This window comes from Streptomyces prunicolor NBRC 13075 (assembly GCF_000367365.1).
Lineage (GTDB): Bacteria > Actinomycetota > Actinomycetes > Streptomycetales > Streptomycetaceae > Streptomyces > Streptomyces prunicolor.
The window spans coordinates 33,965-48,622 of the sequence record NZ_BARF01000004.1; the positions used below are offsets into that span (position 1 = coordinate 33,965).

The window sequence follows — 14,658 nt, forward strand, 5'->3', positions numbered from 1 at the left end:
CACTGGCCCGAGTCGGTGTCCAAGACTTCTTTTAGGCATGGTGATACCCTGAATGCATCACCGGACCGGGAGGCGCTATGGATCTGGATCTGGACCTGCGCAAACTGCGTTACTTCGTCGCCGTGGCCGACCGGTTGCACTTCGGCCGCGCCGCCGATGAGCTGCACATCGCGCAGCCGGTGCTCAGCCGGCAGATCCGTGCGCTGGAGCAGGATCTCGGCGCCTCGCTGTTCATCAGGGATCGGCACGGCGTGGCGCTGACCGACGCGGGCCGACAGCTGCTGGCCGACGCCGGTCCGCTGCTCGCCTCCACGCACGCGGTCCGCCGCCGGGTGTCCGTGGCCGCTCGCGGCAGCCGGCGGCTGATGGTCGGTTTCCGGGCCGGTATCCCGGTCATCCCGGCGGCGCGGGCGTTCGAGGCCCGGCACCCGGATGTGATCGTGGACGTGCAGCGGATCGAAGGGGACGAGCAGGCCCCGATGCTGCTCGACGGCCGCATCGACGTCGCCTATGTACGGCTGCCCATCGACGAGACCGGCCTGCGCGTCACCCCGCTGTACACCGAGCCGCGGGTGGCGGTGCTGCCCGCCGGCCACCGGTTGGCCGGCAAGGAGGAGCTCACCGAGGCCGACCTGGCCGGCGAACCGCTGGTCTGGCATGCCGACCCGAGCACGCAGCCCACCAGGCGCCCGCACCCCAACGCCGGGTATCTGGTGCGCGGGGTGGACGAGACGCTCGAGCATGTCGCGGCCGGCCGGGGCATCTCGTTCCTGGCCCGTTCGGCGTCCGTGTTCTCCTCACATCCGGACGTCGTCTATGTGCCCATCCCGGATCTGGCGCCCGACCAGGTGTGCCTCGCGGCGGCGGCCTCGCGCACCTCGCCGGTGGTCGATGACTTCTTCAGCGCGGCTCAGTCGACGGCCGAGATCACGGCAGAGTGCGGGAACTATGAAATGTGGCAGCTCGGAGGCGATGCCGTTTCCTAGTGCCAGGCGTCTTTCATGGTGCCAGGCGTCAGGGAGCGAAGTCGCCAGATCCTCGCGCCAGGCGTCAGGGAGCGAAGCCGCCAGATCCCCGCGCTAGGCGTCCGGCAGCGAAGCCGCCAGATCCTCCCACGCCGCGTGCACGTCCTCCCCGACCATCCCGAACTGCGTGATGACAGCCACGCATTGACCGTCCGCGTCGTCGAGTTCGAGCGCCGAGGTCGGACCGTGCGCCGCCATCGAGCGGACGAGATGGCACGCCCGGACACCCGCCAGGTCGATCTCCACCGAACTCTCCGCGAGCGCCGCGAACACCCGCCCGCCCACGGTCCGATCGGTGACGTGGACGCGGCCGGCGCACGCCTGCATGGCCGCCGGGGCGAACACCGCCACCCCGATGGGCAGTCCGACGGAGCAGACGTGGTCGAGCACCGACGCCACCACGTCGATCTCGAGCGGCCGGTGTTCACCACCGCGATAGCGGTGGAACGCAGCGCGCCGGGCCACCCCGCCGTCCGTCAACACCGCGTCCAGCTGGGCGAGTTGATCACCGTCCTCCCACGCCGGAACCTCGGGAGGCGCGGACTCTACGGCGGTCCGCGCGCCGGCGTGGACCGTGGGCGCCAGGCCGACCAGCAGCCGGTCACCCTCGGACAGCAACCGCCCCTGATGTACGGTCCGGCCCGACGCGTCGAGCAGGCGCAGCGTGACCGAGTCCGTGTCGCCGTCCCGCGCGACCACCGCCGTGTCGATCCCGGCGCCGTCGATCCGCAGCGCGATCGAACCCGGCCGGACGGCGAACGCCTCGCCGCGCAGGCTCGGTTGGGCGTAGCTGCCCGCCTGGTCGATCCGGGCGACCGGCCCGCCGGTGACCGCCTGGACGTACTGGAACAGCGTCAGGCAGCGCGCCAACTCCGGCATCCGCGCGTCGATCAACCGCGAACTGCCGCTACGGCCACCGCTGTTGTTGCCGCCCCGCCGCCCGCAGCATCCCTCGAACCTACAGCCCTGCTGGTCGGTCATCCTCAGTACACGTCCCGTACATAGCGCTTGGCCCGCCGCAGATCCGCGAGGTACTCCGCCGCGTCGTCGTCGCCTCGCCCGCGCTGCTCGGCCACGACACCCAACAGCGCCGTCTCCACGTCCTTCGCCATCCGCGAGGCGTCGCCGCAGACGTACACATGCGCGCCGTCCTCCAGCCAGCCGTACAACTCCCTTGAGCGTTCCCGCATTCGGGTCTGTACGTACACCTTCTCGGCCTGGTCGCGGGAGAACGCGAGGTCGAGTTCGGTGAGCACGCCGCGCGTCCGGAGTTCGCTCAGCTCGTCCTCGTAGACGAAGTCCGTCTCGCGGTTGCGGTCGCCGAAGAACAGCCAGTTGCGGCCGGACGCGCCCCGTGCGGCGCGCTCGTGCAGGAAGCCGCGGAACGGTGCGATGCCCGTGCCGGGGCCGATCATCACCATCGGGGCGTCGTCGTCCGCCGGGACGCCGAACGAGGCGTTGGGCTGCACATATATGCCTACGGTCGCGTCCTCGCCGCCGACCCGATCCGCGAGGTACGTCGACGCGACGCCCTCGTACCGGCGCTGCCCGGCGCCGTAGCGCACCGACGCGACCGTGAGGTGGATGCGGTCCGGGTGGGCGAGCGGGCTCGACGAGATCGAGTACTGGCGGGCCTGCAACGGCCGTAGAAGAGGGAGGAGTTCGGGCAGGGTTGGTGCGGTGGCGGGGTCGGTGGTGCGGAGGAGGTCGAGGACGTCTCGGCCCCACAGCCAGGAGTCCAGGTCGGAGCGGGTACCTTGCGCCACCACCGCCGCCAGTTCGCCGGACGGGGCGCGTTCGGCCAGCTCGGCTATCAACTCCTTTGACGGGGTGCGGATTTCGCGTTCCGTGCGCAGGAGCCGCGCAGCCTCCTCGTCGCCGGTCGCGCCGAGGTGCTCCAGCAGGGCGCCGACCAATTCCTCGTCGTTCAGCGGTACGACGGCCAGCGCGTCCCCCGCCTCGTACGTGATGCCGCTGTCGCCGAGGTCGAACTCGTAGTGGCGGATCTCCTTCGCGCTGTGCGGGGCGGAGAGGAGCCGGTTCACCGCGAGGCGGGAGCGGTACGGGTTGCGCTTGTTCCATGGGGAACGGGTCGGGGCGGCGGCCGTATCCACCTCCACGTCCGTGCTCTTCGCGCCGGTCTCCGCCACCAGTCGGTCCAGGACTGTCGTCGTCCATTCCGCCGCCGGGTCCTCGAAGTCGACGTCGCAGTCGACGCGTTCGTGGAGTCGGCCCGCCCCGAGTTGTTCGAGGCGGGTGTCGATGAGTTTCGCCGCCTGGCAGAAGTCGTCGTAGCCGCGGTCGCCGAGGCCGAGGACGGCGTAGCGCACTCCTTCGAGGCGCGGGGCCGTGTCGGACTGGAGGGATTCCCAGAACAGGGCCGCGTTGTCCGGGAGCTCGCCCTCGCCGTAGGTCGAGGTGATCACCAACACGTGGGACATGGCGGCCAGTTGGTCGGGGGTGACCTCGTCGAGCGCGGTGGCGGTGCCGCCGAGGCCGCGGGTGCGGGCAGCGGCGACCAACTCACCTGCCAGGAACTCCGCGTTGCCGGTCTGGGTGCCGAACAGGACGTCGATCGTGGCCGTGGGCGCGGTGGCCGACGCGCTCTCCCGGCGGCCCGCGGCCGCGATGCCGGCGATGAACCCGGCCAGCCAGGACTCCTGTTGGGCGGAGAACGGTGCGTCGGCCGGGATGAGGGCACCGGTCGGGGGCATGAGGGTCACGCGGTCACCGTCTCGGTCGGGGCCTGCGGGATGCGGGTGTGGCGGGCGGCGAGGTCGTCGAGCGCCGCCGTGGCGAGCAACTCGTCGAAGCGGGCGGCGCGTACGCGGTCGGCGTTCTTCGTGTGCTGGTGGATGATCCAGCCGTAGGTGCCGGGGGCGTCGACGCTGAGGTTGTTGCGCTGGCGGAGGGCGCGCTTGTAGTCGTCGAGGCGCTTGCTCGCGATCAGGGTCGCCAACTCGCCGTCGTCGAACCGCTCCAGCGTGCCGCGCAGGTACTTCACCACCCGCTGCTTGACGAAGAAGTCCTCGGTGAGGACGAGGTTGCGGACGGCCTCGGTGACCCGTGGATCATCCGGTCCGCTCGCGCCCGGCACCCGCTGGAGCGCCAGGTCCTGTGCGACGCCGAGCACCGTGTACGACGACAGGAGCGAGAACATGTCGTCGCTGCCCTGGTCGCCGAACGCCGGTGCACGGCCGCCGAGTACGGTCCGGTGGTCGCGGTAATCGACCTTGAACGCACGGAGTTTGTCGGTGGCGATCGAGGTCGCCAGCTCGTCGAGCAACTCGTTGCGGGTCGCGGCGGCGAGGATCTCACCGGCGTCCTGGTAGAGGAGCAGCGACCTGGGCATCCCGCAGTACACGTACTGCCGTTGAGCCTCCCAGTCCTCCAACAGGCGCGCCGCGAGGGGGGAGTTGGTCGCCTCGACGTGCCACGCCAGGAGCAGTCGTACGGCCTCCTCGTGGAAGGCGCCGTGCGCGGTGTCGGTCACCGGGAACACGAGCAGGGAGTCGGCGCTGACGCGGTCGGCCAGTTCGCCCGACGGGTCGTACTGGTACAGGAATCCGCCGCTCATGCCGTTGCCCAGGCCCTTGCCGAAGCCGCCGAGGTTGAGGACCGTACCGCCGGTCATGTACTCGCAGCCGAAGTCGCCCAGGCCCTCAACCACCGCCGTGGCACCGGAGTTTCGGACAGCGAAGCGGTCACCGGCCTCTCCCTGTACGAAGGTTCGCCCGCCCGTCGCGCCGAACAGCGCGAAGTTCCCGACGAGGACGTTGCCGCCGCGCTCGGTGCTGCCGCCGCCGGGGGCGCGGACCACGATCCGGCCGCCGCTCTGGCTCTTGCCGACGCCGTCGTTCGCGGTGCCGGTGTGTTCGAGGGTGATGCCGTCGTTGCAGAAGACGCCGTACGACTGTCCGGCGGAGCCGGTGGTGCGGATGCGGACCGCGTCGTCGACGAGGCGGCGCCGGCCCCGGTCGTCGGTCGTGAACGCGGGTGAATCGGGGGCCTGTTGGTGGTTGAGCAGGCGTTCGACGTCGATGGAGAGCTGGCCGCCGACCGACTTGTCGCTGTTGCGGAGGTGGATGTTCTCGACGAGGAGGGCCGGTTCGCGGCGGTCGACGAGTGCGGTGCGGACGCGTTCGATCAGGGCGTCGTCCGTGGTGAAGTCCTTCTCCAGGTACTCCGGTTCGGCTATGACCTTCTCGGGCACGCGGGCGAGCAGGTGCCGTACGTCGAGGCGGCCGACGCTCGCCGGGTGGTCGAGGAGTTGGAGCAGGTCGGTGCGGCCCCGGGCCTCGCGCAGGGAGCGCAGGCCGAGGCGGGCGAGGATCTGGCGGACGTCGTGCGCGATGTTGAGCAGGTACTGCGCAAGGGCTCGCGGATCGCCCTCGAACGCCTCGGAGTTGGTGGTGAGACCGGCCGGGCACTTCACGTTGCAGTTCTTCGCCATGACGCAGCCGAGCATCATGAGTGCCGTCGTACCGAACTCGAAGCTGTCACCGCCGAGGAGCGCGGACGTGACGACGTCGCTGCCCGTCTGGTGGGCGCCGGAGCAGCGCAGGACGACCTTCTGCCGCAACCCGTTCGCTACGAGGGCCTGGTGGACCTCGGCGACGCCGATCTCGGCCGAACGGCCCGCGTACTTGAGGCTGGTGACGGCCGCCGCACCCGTACCGCCGGTGTTTCCGGCGACGTTGATGACGTCCGCGCCCGCCTTCGCGACACCGACCGCGATGGTGCCGATGCCCTCCGAGGACACCAGCTTCACGATGACCCGGACGCGCGCGGCCTTGCAGTCGTGGATGAGCTGGGCCAAGTCCTCGATGGAGTACGTGTCGTGGTGCGGGGGAGGGGAGATGAGCTCGATGCCGGGGGTGCCGCCGCGGGCCGCCGCGATGTCGACGGTGACCTTCGGCGCGGGCAACTGGCCGCCCTCGCCCGGCTTCGCGCCCTGCCCGATCTTGATCTCCAGCTCCTGGAGCATCGGGTCGGCGAGATAGCCCGCCCAGATCCCGAACCGTCCCGACGCGAACTGCTTGATCCGGGAGCCGCGGATGGTGCCGTAGCGGGAGCGATGCTCGCCGCCCTCACCGCTGTTGGACATCGCGCCGACCATGTTGGTGCCGTGCGCGACGGCCTCGTGCGCGGTCGCGACGAGCGCGCCGTGACTCATCGCGCCGGAGGCGAGGGCGCGGGTGATCTCGTGCGCCGGTTGGACGTCGGGGAGTTGGCGGCTGGGGGGTGCGCCGCGGAGGAGGGTGAGGAGGCGGGCGGCGGTGCCGGTGGCGGTGACCTCGATGCCTTCAGTACTTACGGCGACCGTCTCGACCTCGCCCAGGTGCGCGAGCCCCTCGGCGAGGGCGGCATGACGCCCGGCGCCGTCGGGACCCGGTGTGGTGAGGCGCAGCCGGAAGGTCGAGTTGGCAACGGCCTCCGCGGTGACCCCGCGAACTGTGATGCTGGCGTTGCCCGTTGTGGAGAACCGGCCCAGCTCGCGCGCGAACTCCTCCGCCGTACGCAGCCCCGTCACATCGGCCGGCAGCGCGAGCACGTCACGCAGTGCGGACGGGCGGCGCGAGCGCTCTTCGTACGTGGTCCGGAGGAAGGCGCGGTACCCGGGCGTGATCCGGAACGCGTCGATCTCGGCGTCGCTGAGCGCGTCGTAGCCCGTGTTGCGATAGGCGGCGTCGGTGATGCCGAAGGCGTCGTCGAGCTGGCCCAGGGTGAGGAGGCGGAGGCCCTCCGGGTCGCTCTCGCGCCCGAACTCCGGGCGCTCCTCGGCCATGTCGCCGAAGCCGCGCACCGCCGAGACCCCGAAGGAGTGCCCGGCGCCGTCCGACCGTTCCTTGAACAGGCCCAGCAGCGGCACCTGTTGCTCGGTCTCGTCGGCGCGGGCCCGCTCGTGCCACTCGGTCGCGGCCTGCGCGATCCGCGTGAACCCGACCCCGCCGACCGGGGCGTCCATGTGCGGGAAGGCCCGTGCGAAGACGTCGTCGCGGGTGTCGAGGTAGTTCGGTTCGAAGAACGCGCCGCCGATGTAACTCTCGGCCGTGCACAGCCCGACCCGCCCCATGGTCTTGGCGAGCGCCTTCTCGGCGGCCTTGCGGAACCGTGCCAACGCCCGGTCGGTCCCGGTGACTTCGCCCGCGGGCGCCGGTGCGCTGGGGTGCTTCTCCTCGGCGCGCAGTCGCGCGCTGAGGCTGTAGACGGCGGAGGCGCCGAAGCCGAGCGCGGTGGCGACATGGTGCGAGGACGGCAGCTGCCCGCTCTCCGCGACGATCGAGACGCGCAGCCGCAGCCCGGTCTCGATGAGCCGCTGGTTCACGGCGGCGACGGCGAGGACGACGGGGAGGGGCGCGCGAGTGGAGGAGATCGCCCGGTCGGTGAGGACGGCGATGCCGCCCTGCCGGGTCGCGAACTGCTCGACGTCGTCGCAGAGTTGGGTGAGCGCGGTGCGCAAGGCGTCGGCGTTGGCGGTCTCGTCGCCGACGACCGGGTCGTAGAGCATGTCGAACCGTTCCAGCGGGACGATGCGCTGGTCCCGTAGCCGCACCATGTCGAGGTGGCCCAACACGGGCGAGGACACGACGAGTTGGCGTCCGCCGACGCTGTCGGCACTCCCCGTGCCGTCGGGCTTGGGACCGAGGGCGACGCGCATGCTCATGCCGTCGGCCTCGCGGATGCTGTCGAGCGGTGGGTTGGTGACCTGGGCGAAGCGCTGCGAGAAGTACTTCGCCATGCCGCCCTCGGTGTCGCTGAGCGCGTTGATGGCGTTGCCGTAGCCCATCGCGGAGATGCGTTCCGAGCCGTTGGCGAGCATCGGGTCGAGCAGGAAGCGGAAGCTCTCCTGGTTCAGCGAGTACGCCACGTACCGTCCGGCGAGGGCGAGATCGCCGTCGTAGCCGAGGGTGGTCGTGCCGCGGTAGTAGTCGGGGGCGGGCAGGTCGTCGAGGTTCACCCGTGCGGCGTCGAGGAGTTGGGAGTACGGGCGGCGGGTGGCGAGGGCGTCGAGGACCTCGCGGGTCCGCATCCGGCGCCCGGTGCGGTGGTCGACGACGAGCATGCCGCCGGCCTCGATGCGCCCGCGGTGCACAACTTCGCTGTCGGGGAAGGCGACTTGACCGGCCTCCGAGGCCACCATCAGGTACTCGGCGGTCTCGACGGTACGGAGTGGGCGCAGCCCGAGCCGGTCGAGGCGGGCGCCGATGACGTCGCCGTCGCTGAAGATGACAGCGGCGGGCCCGTCGTTCTTCTCCTCGTAGAGGGAGAAGTACTCGAGCATGTCCCGTACGGCGGCGGGCAGGTTGCGATCGTTCTCCCAGGCGGGCGGCATGAGCGACACGACGGCCTCGACAAGGTCCAGGCCGTCGTCGAACACCCGGCTCTGGAGCGTCTGATCGAGCCGACTGGAGTCTGATTGCCCGGGTGGCCGCACGATGCTCCGGGTCCGGGCGCGCGCGAGGGCCTCGTCGCTGAGGCGGTTCTTGCGGTCGGTGTTGAGCTCGCCGTTGTGCGCCATGAGGCGGAAGGGCTGCGCCATGGTGGGGTGCGGCTCGGTGTTGGTGGAGAACCGGGTGTGGAAGTAGAGGGAGCGGACGGAGTGCCGGGGGTCGAGCAGATCGCGGAAGTACCCAACGATCTCACCGGAGTTGAGGCGCCCCTTGAGCACCTGGGTACGAGCGCTCAGTGACAGCGGGTACAACCCTGCGTAGGTGTCGTCGGCGTAGGCGACGGCCTCGATCGCGAGCAGGGCGCGGTGGGCGGCGGCGTCGACGTCGGCGCGTGTCCAGTCGTCCGGGGCGCGGAACACCCACTGCACGATGGGTAGTTGATGCGGCTCGGCGGCGGGGCGGGCGACGCTGTGGTCCACGGGTACGTCGCGGACGAGTAGTACGTCGAAGCCCTGGTCGGCGATGCTGCGGCCGACGAGGTGCAGGGCGGCTTCGGGACGGTCGGCGTCGGTCGGCACGAAGCAGTTGGCGACGCCGAAGTGCCCGGCGCGCAGCGCCTTTCCGGTGAGCGCGCTGAAGAACTCCACCGACAGGTCGACGCTCACCCCCGCGCCGTCGCCGACGCCCTCGGCGGATTTCCCGCCCCGGTGCGGGATGGCGCGGAGTGCCTCGTCGCCCTTGACGATGACGTCGTGGCTCGGCACACCGTCGAGACGGGTGAGGAAGCCGACGCCGCAGTCGCTGTGGTCGCGGGCAGGGTCGTACAGACCGAAGGTGGAGTGATTCACGGGCCCGTCCTGTGAGCGGTTTCGGCGGAGGACGGCCAGGCTGCGTCGGTGGAGCGCTTGCCGCGGGCGGGCCGGTGAGGTGGTCTGGGCCCTGGGTGGTGCGAGGGTCTACGGTAAGGGTTACCTAACTTACTCTGCAAGTGTGCAGCCTGCACATATCTGGCGGCCGAGCCCGGCGGCCGGGGCCGGTCTCGGCATCCTTCGGAGCTCTGGCACCCCTCGGAGCTCAGGCGCGGGGACACCGTTCGCCGCTCTTCACCACGGTCACCGCGACAAGGGCGGTCACGGCATGCGTTCCGGGCCCCGGTATCTGGGAGCACACCGTCCAGTCGCCGGCGAGCAACTGGGGCCGGTCTTCAGGGCCGGCGTCCTGGGACTCGACGCGGTTGAAGCCCTGGGCGCGGGCCCGGTCCAGCGCGTGGGACAGCGTGAGGCCGCGCAGGTCGGGCAGGGCGGCCCGTTGGCGCTTGCTGTGGTTCGACAGGGCCAGCAGAGCGGCGATGATCACGACCGCGACGAGAAACTTGCGCATCGGGCGCTCTCCCGGTGTTCATCCGGCGGGTGACTTCGACACTACGAGTCGGGCGGGCCGGATCTCTGGGTCCGAGGGCGGCACTTCGCGGTGCTCACCGGTACCGCGGTACCGGTGACTCTCATCCTTGAGGACATACGACAGCGCCCGGCGGCGGGAGACACCGTCGGGCACCGGCTCTGCGGGGCGACTCCGCAAGTCGCTCAAGGGACCGAAGTCCCTTGTCACACCGTGGTTTTGAGGGTCACCTCGATGTTGCCCCGGGTGGCGTTGGAGTACGGGCACACCTCGTGTGTGGCCTTGACCAGCTGGCCGGCGGTGGACCAGTCGAGGCCGGGGAGGTGGACGGCCAGGGTCACGGCGAGGGTGAAGGCGCCGGTGTCCACGGCGAGGAGGGTGACCTTCGACCGGACTGTGGAGGCGCCGGGTCGGACGCCCTGCTGCGCGGCGACGAGGCGGAGGCCGTTGTGGAAGCAGGCCGCGTATCCGGCGGCGAAGAGCTGCTCGGGGTTGGTCCTGTAGCCGCCGGGCAGCATCCGGATTCCCCGCTGGCCGCACTCATCGGCCCGGTACGGCGTCGGAGGCGGCGCTGCGACTTCTCGTACAGGTGGCTGCCGAGACCGAACACCGAAGAACAGAACCCATCGACAGAACAGAACCCATCGACGTCGCCGAACTCACGCGGCGCTGATCGCCGCGAAGAACCGTTCCAGGCGCGGTTCCCCCGAGTTGTCGAAGACGGTCTCGGGCGGGCCCTGGACGACGACGCGGCCCTGGTCCATGAAGACCACCCAGTCCGCGACCTCCCGTGCGAAGCGCATCTCGTGGGTGACGACGACCATCGTCGTGCCGTCGGCGGCGAGTTCGCTCATCACCGAGAGGACCTCGCCGACGAGTTCGGGGTCGAGGGCCGAGGTCGGTTCGTCGAAGAGGAGGACGCTGGGGTCCATCGCCAACGCGCGGGCGATGGCGACCCGTTGCTGCTGACCCCCGGAGAGCTGGTGGGGGTACTTGTGCGCGTGGGCGTCCATGCCGACCTTCCGGAGCAGTTCCCGCGCCCGGCCTTCGGCCGCCAACCGGCCGTCGTACAGCCGTTGTTGGAGTGGGGCGAGGGTGATGTTCTGGAGGGCTGTCCTGTGCGGGAAGAGGTTGAAGCGCTGGAAGACCATGCCCACGCGGCGGCGCTGGGCGGTGAGTTCGCGGTCCCGGCCGCCCATCGGCCGGCCGTCGATCTCCACGCTGCCGGCGTCGGGCTGTTCGAGGTGGTTGAGGGTGCGGACGAGGGTCGTCTTGCCCGAGCCGGAGGGGCCGATGACGGCGACCACCTCGCCGCGGTGCACATCGAGGTCCACGCCGTTCAGGACGGACACCGTGCCGAACGACTTCCGCAGGCCCCGGGCGCGTACGACCGCCTCGCCCTCGTGCGGGGTGCGGGGGCGGGTCCGCCTCGGTGCGGCCAGGACCTCGCCGCCCTCGGGGGTGGTGTCAACTGCCGCTTTCGTACGGCGTTTTCGCACGTCGAGGCGGCGTTCGAGCAGGGCCCTGAGCCGGTCGAAGAGGGTGACCAGGAGGACGTAGTAGACCGCTACGGCCAGCAGGGTCTCCAGGACCAGGAAGTTCTGGGTGTAGAGGCGTTGGCCGACCAGCAGGAGTTCGGCGAGCGAGATGGAGCTGACCAGGGAGGTCAGTTTGAGGATGCTGATGAACTCGTTGCCCAGCGCGGGGAGCGCGACGCGGAACGCCTGCGGCACCACCACATGGCGTTGGACTCCCGCGTAGGGGATGCCCAGTGCCTGCGCCGCCTCGCCCTGGTCCTTGCCCACGGCGAGCAGGCCGCCGCGGTGGATCTCGGCGATGTACGCGGTCTCGCTGAGCACGAGCGCGACCAGGCCGGCGGCGAAGGGGCTGGAGAGCAGGGGCCTCAAGTCGGGGAAGAGTTGCGGGGAGTTGTAGACGAAGATCAGCAGAACCAGCAGCGGCAGGCTGCGGAAGAACCAGACGTATCCGGCGGCGAACAGGCGTAGCGGACGTAGGCGGGACTGTTGGGCGAGGGCCACCAGGAGGCCCAGTGCCGTGGAGATCACCCAGGCGGAGACGGCCAGTTCGACGACGAGCAGGGCCGCCCGCCACAGGTCGGCGTCCGCGAACAGACCGAACGTGTAACTCCAGTCGAAGCTGCCCATCGTCCGTCAACTCCCCTGAGCCTGGCCGAGGTTGTACTTCTTCAGCAGCTCGGCGTACGTGCCGTCCTTCTTGAGCTCCGCGAGCGCGGTGGTGAGGGTCTTCTTCAGGGCGGTGTCGCCGCGCTTGACCGCCAACCCGGACTGGACCGGGTAGATCAGGGACGTGGAGGAGATGGCGAGCCGGCCGTTCGTCTTGTCGGCGGCGGCCTTCGCCACGGCGCCGTCGGTGACCTGGGCGTCGACCTGGCCGGACAGCAGCGCCTGAGTTCCCTCGGGGTCGGTGCCGAACTCCCTTACGTCCACGGCCTTTTCACCCTTGGCCTTGCACTGGGTGCTCGCCTCGCCGCGCAGCTTCTCGACGATCTGGCCGCCCTTGATCACCGCGACGGACTTCCCGCACAGGTCGGTGACCACGGTCGGCCGGTAGCTGCCCGAGCTCTGCACCACGATCGAGTTGCCGGTGGTGAAGTACGGGATGAAGTCGACCTGCTTCTTGCGCGCGTCGGTGATGTACAGGTCGGACGCGATCACGTCGAAGTGACCGGTCCCGAGCCCGGCGATGAGCTGCTCGAAGCGGGTGTCGACGAACGTGGACTTCAGCCCCGACGCCTTCGCCAGGGCGCGCGAGATGTCCGGGTCGAAGCCCGCCGGGGTCTTGCCGTCGAGATAGGCGTACGGCGGATAGGTCAGGTCCGATCCCACGGTCAGGGTGCCGGCGGTCATCGTGCCCGAGCCGTCCGTCCCGCCGGCCGAGGAGGAACCGCTCGAACAGCCGGAGAGGGCGAGGAGCAGGCCTGCGGCGCCGAGGGCGGTGGTGGAGCGGAAGAGGGTCACGTGCATGAGGAGGCCTCTCGACCGGGAGACTGAGACGGGCAGCAAAACTGTTGAACAATCTGGCTGCTGATGATGGTGACGGGTTGGTGTTTCAGTCAAGTAAAAGGTCGGAATTTCCTGGATATCGCAGATGAGGCACGCTCCTGTTTTGTTCAACAGATCGTGCGCTAGGGTGGGGGCATGTCGACTCTGAACGGCGCGGCGGCAGCCGCCGGACGGCCTGTCCTGGTGACCGATGTGCTGCGTGAACGCATCGTCGAGGGTGAGCTGCCGCCCGGCACCCCACTGCGGGACGTGGCGCTCTCCGCCGAGCTGGGGGTGTCCCGCAACACCCTGCGGGAGGCCCTGCGCACCCTGCACGACGAGGGTCTCGTGGTGCAGCAGCTGCACAAGGGCACCGCGGTGAAGACGCTGGCCGCCGAGGACGTGACGGACATCTACCTCGCCCGCCGCACGCTCGAACTCAGCGCCGTCGACGCGAGCCCGCTCGCCCCGGAACCCCTGCTCGACGCGATGGAGGCCAAGGTCGCCGCCGCCGAACTCGCCGTCGACGCCGAGGCGTGGGACAAGGTCGGCACCGCGTCCCTGCGCTTCCACCAGTCGCTGGTGGCCCTGCTGGGCAGCGCCCGCCTCGACGGCTTCTTCCGGGTGACGATCGCCCAACTCCGCCTGGCCTTCGCGGTGATGGCGGACCAGGGCGCCTTCCAGGCACCGTGGGTCGCCCGCGACCGCGAGATCTGCGACCTGATCCGCGGCGGCCGGCGTATGGATGCCACGGCCGCGCTGCGGCTCTACCTCGACGAATCCGAGCGGATGGTGCTGGATGCCGTACGCGCCGGCTCCCGTACGACTTCTACGACCCGTACAACCCCTACGACCACGGCAGCGAAAGGCAAGCGATGACCTCCCGCACAGCGCCCCCCGCGACCGCCGCGCCCCCCGCGCCCGCGACCGCCGCGACCGCCCCGTCCAAGGCGGCGGCCGCATACCAGGCCACCCAGGGCGGAGCCCTCGACGTCGACCGCGCCTTCTACGACCGTTTCGCCGGGGTGCGCCACGAACTCGTGGACTCCTTCGAGATACCGATCCGCTCCGGCCGCGCCTGGACCGTCCCCGAGGGACACCTGTGCCGGATCGTCACCGTCGAGGGCCCCCAGGTCGGCGACCTCAACGTGTGGAACCTGCACGACCCGCGCGAGCGCATGTGGGCCGCCCGCACCCGCCAGTTGCAGCGCGCGCACATCTCCACCTACGACCGGATCTGGTCCACCCTGCCATTCCTGCGCCCCCTGCTGACAGTCACCGACGACACCCTCTCCGACTACGGTGTGGACGGCGACGGCGGACGCGTGCACGACCTGCTGGGCACCCGCTGCGACCCGTACGTCAACCGCATGCTCACCGGCGAGGACTTCGACTTCCACTGCCACTCGAACCTGGTCCGGGCCGTACTGCCGTACGGGCTCACGGAGTTCGACGTGCACGACGTGCTCAACGTGTTCCAGTGCACCGGTCTCAACGACGACGACCAGTACTTCATGAAGGACTGCCCGGCGCGCGTGGGCGACCACTTCGAGTTCTTCGCCGAGACCGACCTGCTGTGCGCGCTGTCCACCTGCCCCGGCGGCGATCTATCTGTCCCGCTCTGGGGCCCGGACGCCCGCGATCCGTTGGACGTCTGCCGTCCGCTGGGTGTCGAGGTGTACCGGCCCGATCCCGCGCTGCTGGAGGGCTGGAGCTCGCCGGGGAGGGCCGCGTACCAGGGGCTGCACGGCATGCGGCGCCCCGATTCCGTGGACGCCGCCGGCTGAGCCTGTTCCTCTGTTTCCCGGTACTTCCCTC

Annotated in this window: 10 protein-coding genes and 1 pseudogene; 3 read left to right on the plus strand and 8 right to left on the minus strand. The window is 70.3% G+C overall.

The features are described from left to right. Nucleotides 1-83 precede the first annotated feature (83 nt). Nucleotides 84-986 carry a LysR family transcriptional regulator gene (locus SPR02S_RS02565; protein ID WP_026150142.1) on the plus strand — a complete coding sequence of 301 codons (903 nt, stop codon included), beginning with the start codon at nucleotides 84-86 and terminating at the stop codon, nucleotides 984-986. 93 nt (nucleotides 987-1,079) lie between these two features. Here the strand turns inward: SPR02S_RS02565 and SPR02S_RS02570 are convergent, their stop codons facing one another. From SPR02S_RS02570 to SPR02S_RS64490, 8 genes and pseudogenes are all read right to left on the minus strand, one after another. Further along, nucleotides 1,080-2,006 (minus strand): hypothetical protein, encoded by a 927-nt coding sequence (locus SPR02S_RS02570; protein ID WP_043258022.1) that lies wholly within the window; start codon nucleotides 2,004-2,006, stop codon nucleotides 1,080-1,082. Nucleotides 2,007-2,008: 2 nt separating this feature from the next. Then, nucleotides 2,009-3,739, minus strand: a complete 1,731-nt coding sequence (locus tag SPR02S_RS02575; RefSeq protein WP_043258029.1) for a diflavin oxidoreductase — start codon at nucleotides 3,737-3,739, stop codon at nucleotides 2,009-2,011. A gap of 5 nt (nucleotides 3,740-3,744) precedes the next feature. Further along, nucleotides 3,745-9,267 carry a glutamate synthase-related protein gene (locus SPR02S_RS02580; RefSeq protein ID WP_019055371.1) on the minus strand — a complete coding sequence of 1,841 codons (5,523 nt, stop codon included), beginning with the start codon at nucleotides 9,265-9,267 and terminating at the stop codon, nucleotides 3,745-3,747. A gap of 226 nt (nucleotides 9,268-9,493) precedes the next feature. After that, entirely contained in the window at nucleotides 9,494-9,799 is a 306-nt protein-coding gene (locus tag SPR02S_RS55000; RefSeq protein WP_019055372.1) for a PASTA domain-containing protein, read from the minus strand. Nucleotides 9,800-10,023: 224 nt separating this feature from the next. After that, the gene (locus tag SPR02S_RS55005; protein ID WP_019055373.1) at nucleotides 10,024-10,335 is read right to left on the minus strand and encodes an Ohr family peroxiredoxin; all 312 of its coding nucleotides are present in this window, start codon (nucleotides 10,333-10,335) and stop codon (nucleotides 10,024-10,026) included. A 141-nt stretch (nucleotides 10,336-10,476) separates the two neighbouring features. Further along, nucleotides 10,477-11,259, minus strand: a complete 783-nt coding sequence (locus tag SPR02S_RS66060; RefSeq protein ID WP_373283259.1) for an amino acid ABC transporter ATP-binding protein — start codon at nucleotides 11,257-11,259, stop codon at nucleotides 10,477-10,479. A gap of 69 nt (nucleotides 11,260-11,328) precedes the next feature. Continuing rightward, nucleotides 11,329-11,982 (minus strand): annotated as a pseudogene (locus SPR02S_RS66065) (amino acid ABC transporter permease); the annotation flags it as partial. A 6-nt stretch (nucleotides 11,983-11,988) separates the two neighbouring features. Next, complete coding sequence (locus tag SPR02S_RS64490; protein ID WP_019055375.1) at nucleotides 11,989-12,822, minus strand: ABC transporter substrate-binding protein; 834 nt, start codon at nucleotides 12,820-12,822, stop codon at nucleotides 11,989-11,991. A 174-nt stretch (nucleotides 12,823-12,996) separates the two neighbouring features. Between SPR02S_RS64490 and SPR02S_RS02605 the strand changes: the two genes are divergently transcribed. Continuing rightward, nucleotides 12,997-13,719, plus strand: coding sequence for a GntR family transcriptional regulator (locus SPR02S_RS02605; RefSeq protein ID WP_019055376.1), 723 nt, complete (start codon nucleotides 12,997-12,999; stop codon nucleotides 13,717-13,719). Beyond that, nucleotides 13,716-14,627: an urea carboxylase-associated family protein gene (locus tag SPR02S_RS02610; protein WP_019055377.1), complete on the plus strand. Its 912-nt coding sequence runs from the start codon at nucleotides 13,716-13,718 to the stop codon at nucleotides 14,625-14,627. Before SPR02S_RS02605 ends, SPR02S_RS02610 begins: the two co-directional genes overlap by 4 nt. The last annotated feature ends 31 nt before the right edge of the window (nucleotides 14,628-14,658 follow it).

Bases quoted from the DNA above. Each gene is read 5' to 3' on its own strand.
- SPR02S_RS55000 (WP_019055372.1), bottom strand. From the start codon at position 9,799: ATGCGCAAGTTTCTCGTCGCGGTCGTGATCATCGCCGCTCTGCTGGCC.
- SPR02S_RS02610 (WP_019055377.1), top strand. From the start codon at position 13,716: ATGACCTCCCGCACAGCGCCCCCCGCGACCGCCGCGCCCCCCGCGCCC.
- SPR02S_RS02575 (WP_043258029.1), bottom strand. From the start codon at position 3,739: ATGCCCCCGACCGGTGCCCTCATCCCGGCCGACGCACCGTTCTCCGCC.
- SPR02S_RS55005 (WP_019055373.1), bottom strand. From the start codon at position 10,335: ATGCTGCCCGGCGGCTACAGGACCAACCCCGAGCAGCTCTTCGCCGCC.
- SPR02S_RS02570 (WP_043258022.1), bottom strand. From the start codon at position 2,006: ATGACCGACCAGCAGGGCTGTAGGTTCGAGGGATGCTGCGGGCGGCGG.
- SPR02S_RS02605 (WP_019055376.1), top strand. From the start codon at position 12,997: ATGTCGACTCTGAACGGCGCGGCGGCAGCCGCCGGACGGCCTGTCCTG.
- SPR02S_RS64490 (WP_019055375.1), bottom strand. From the start codon at position 12,822: ATGCACGTGACCCTCTTCCGCTCCACCACCGCCCTCGGCGCCGCAGGC.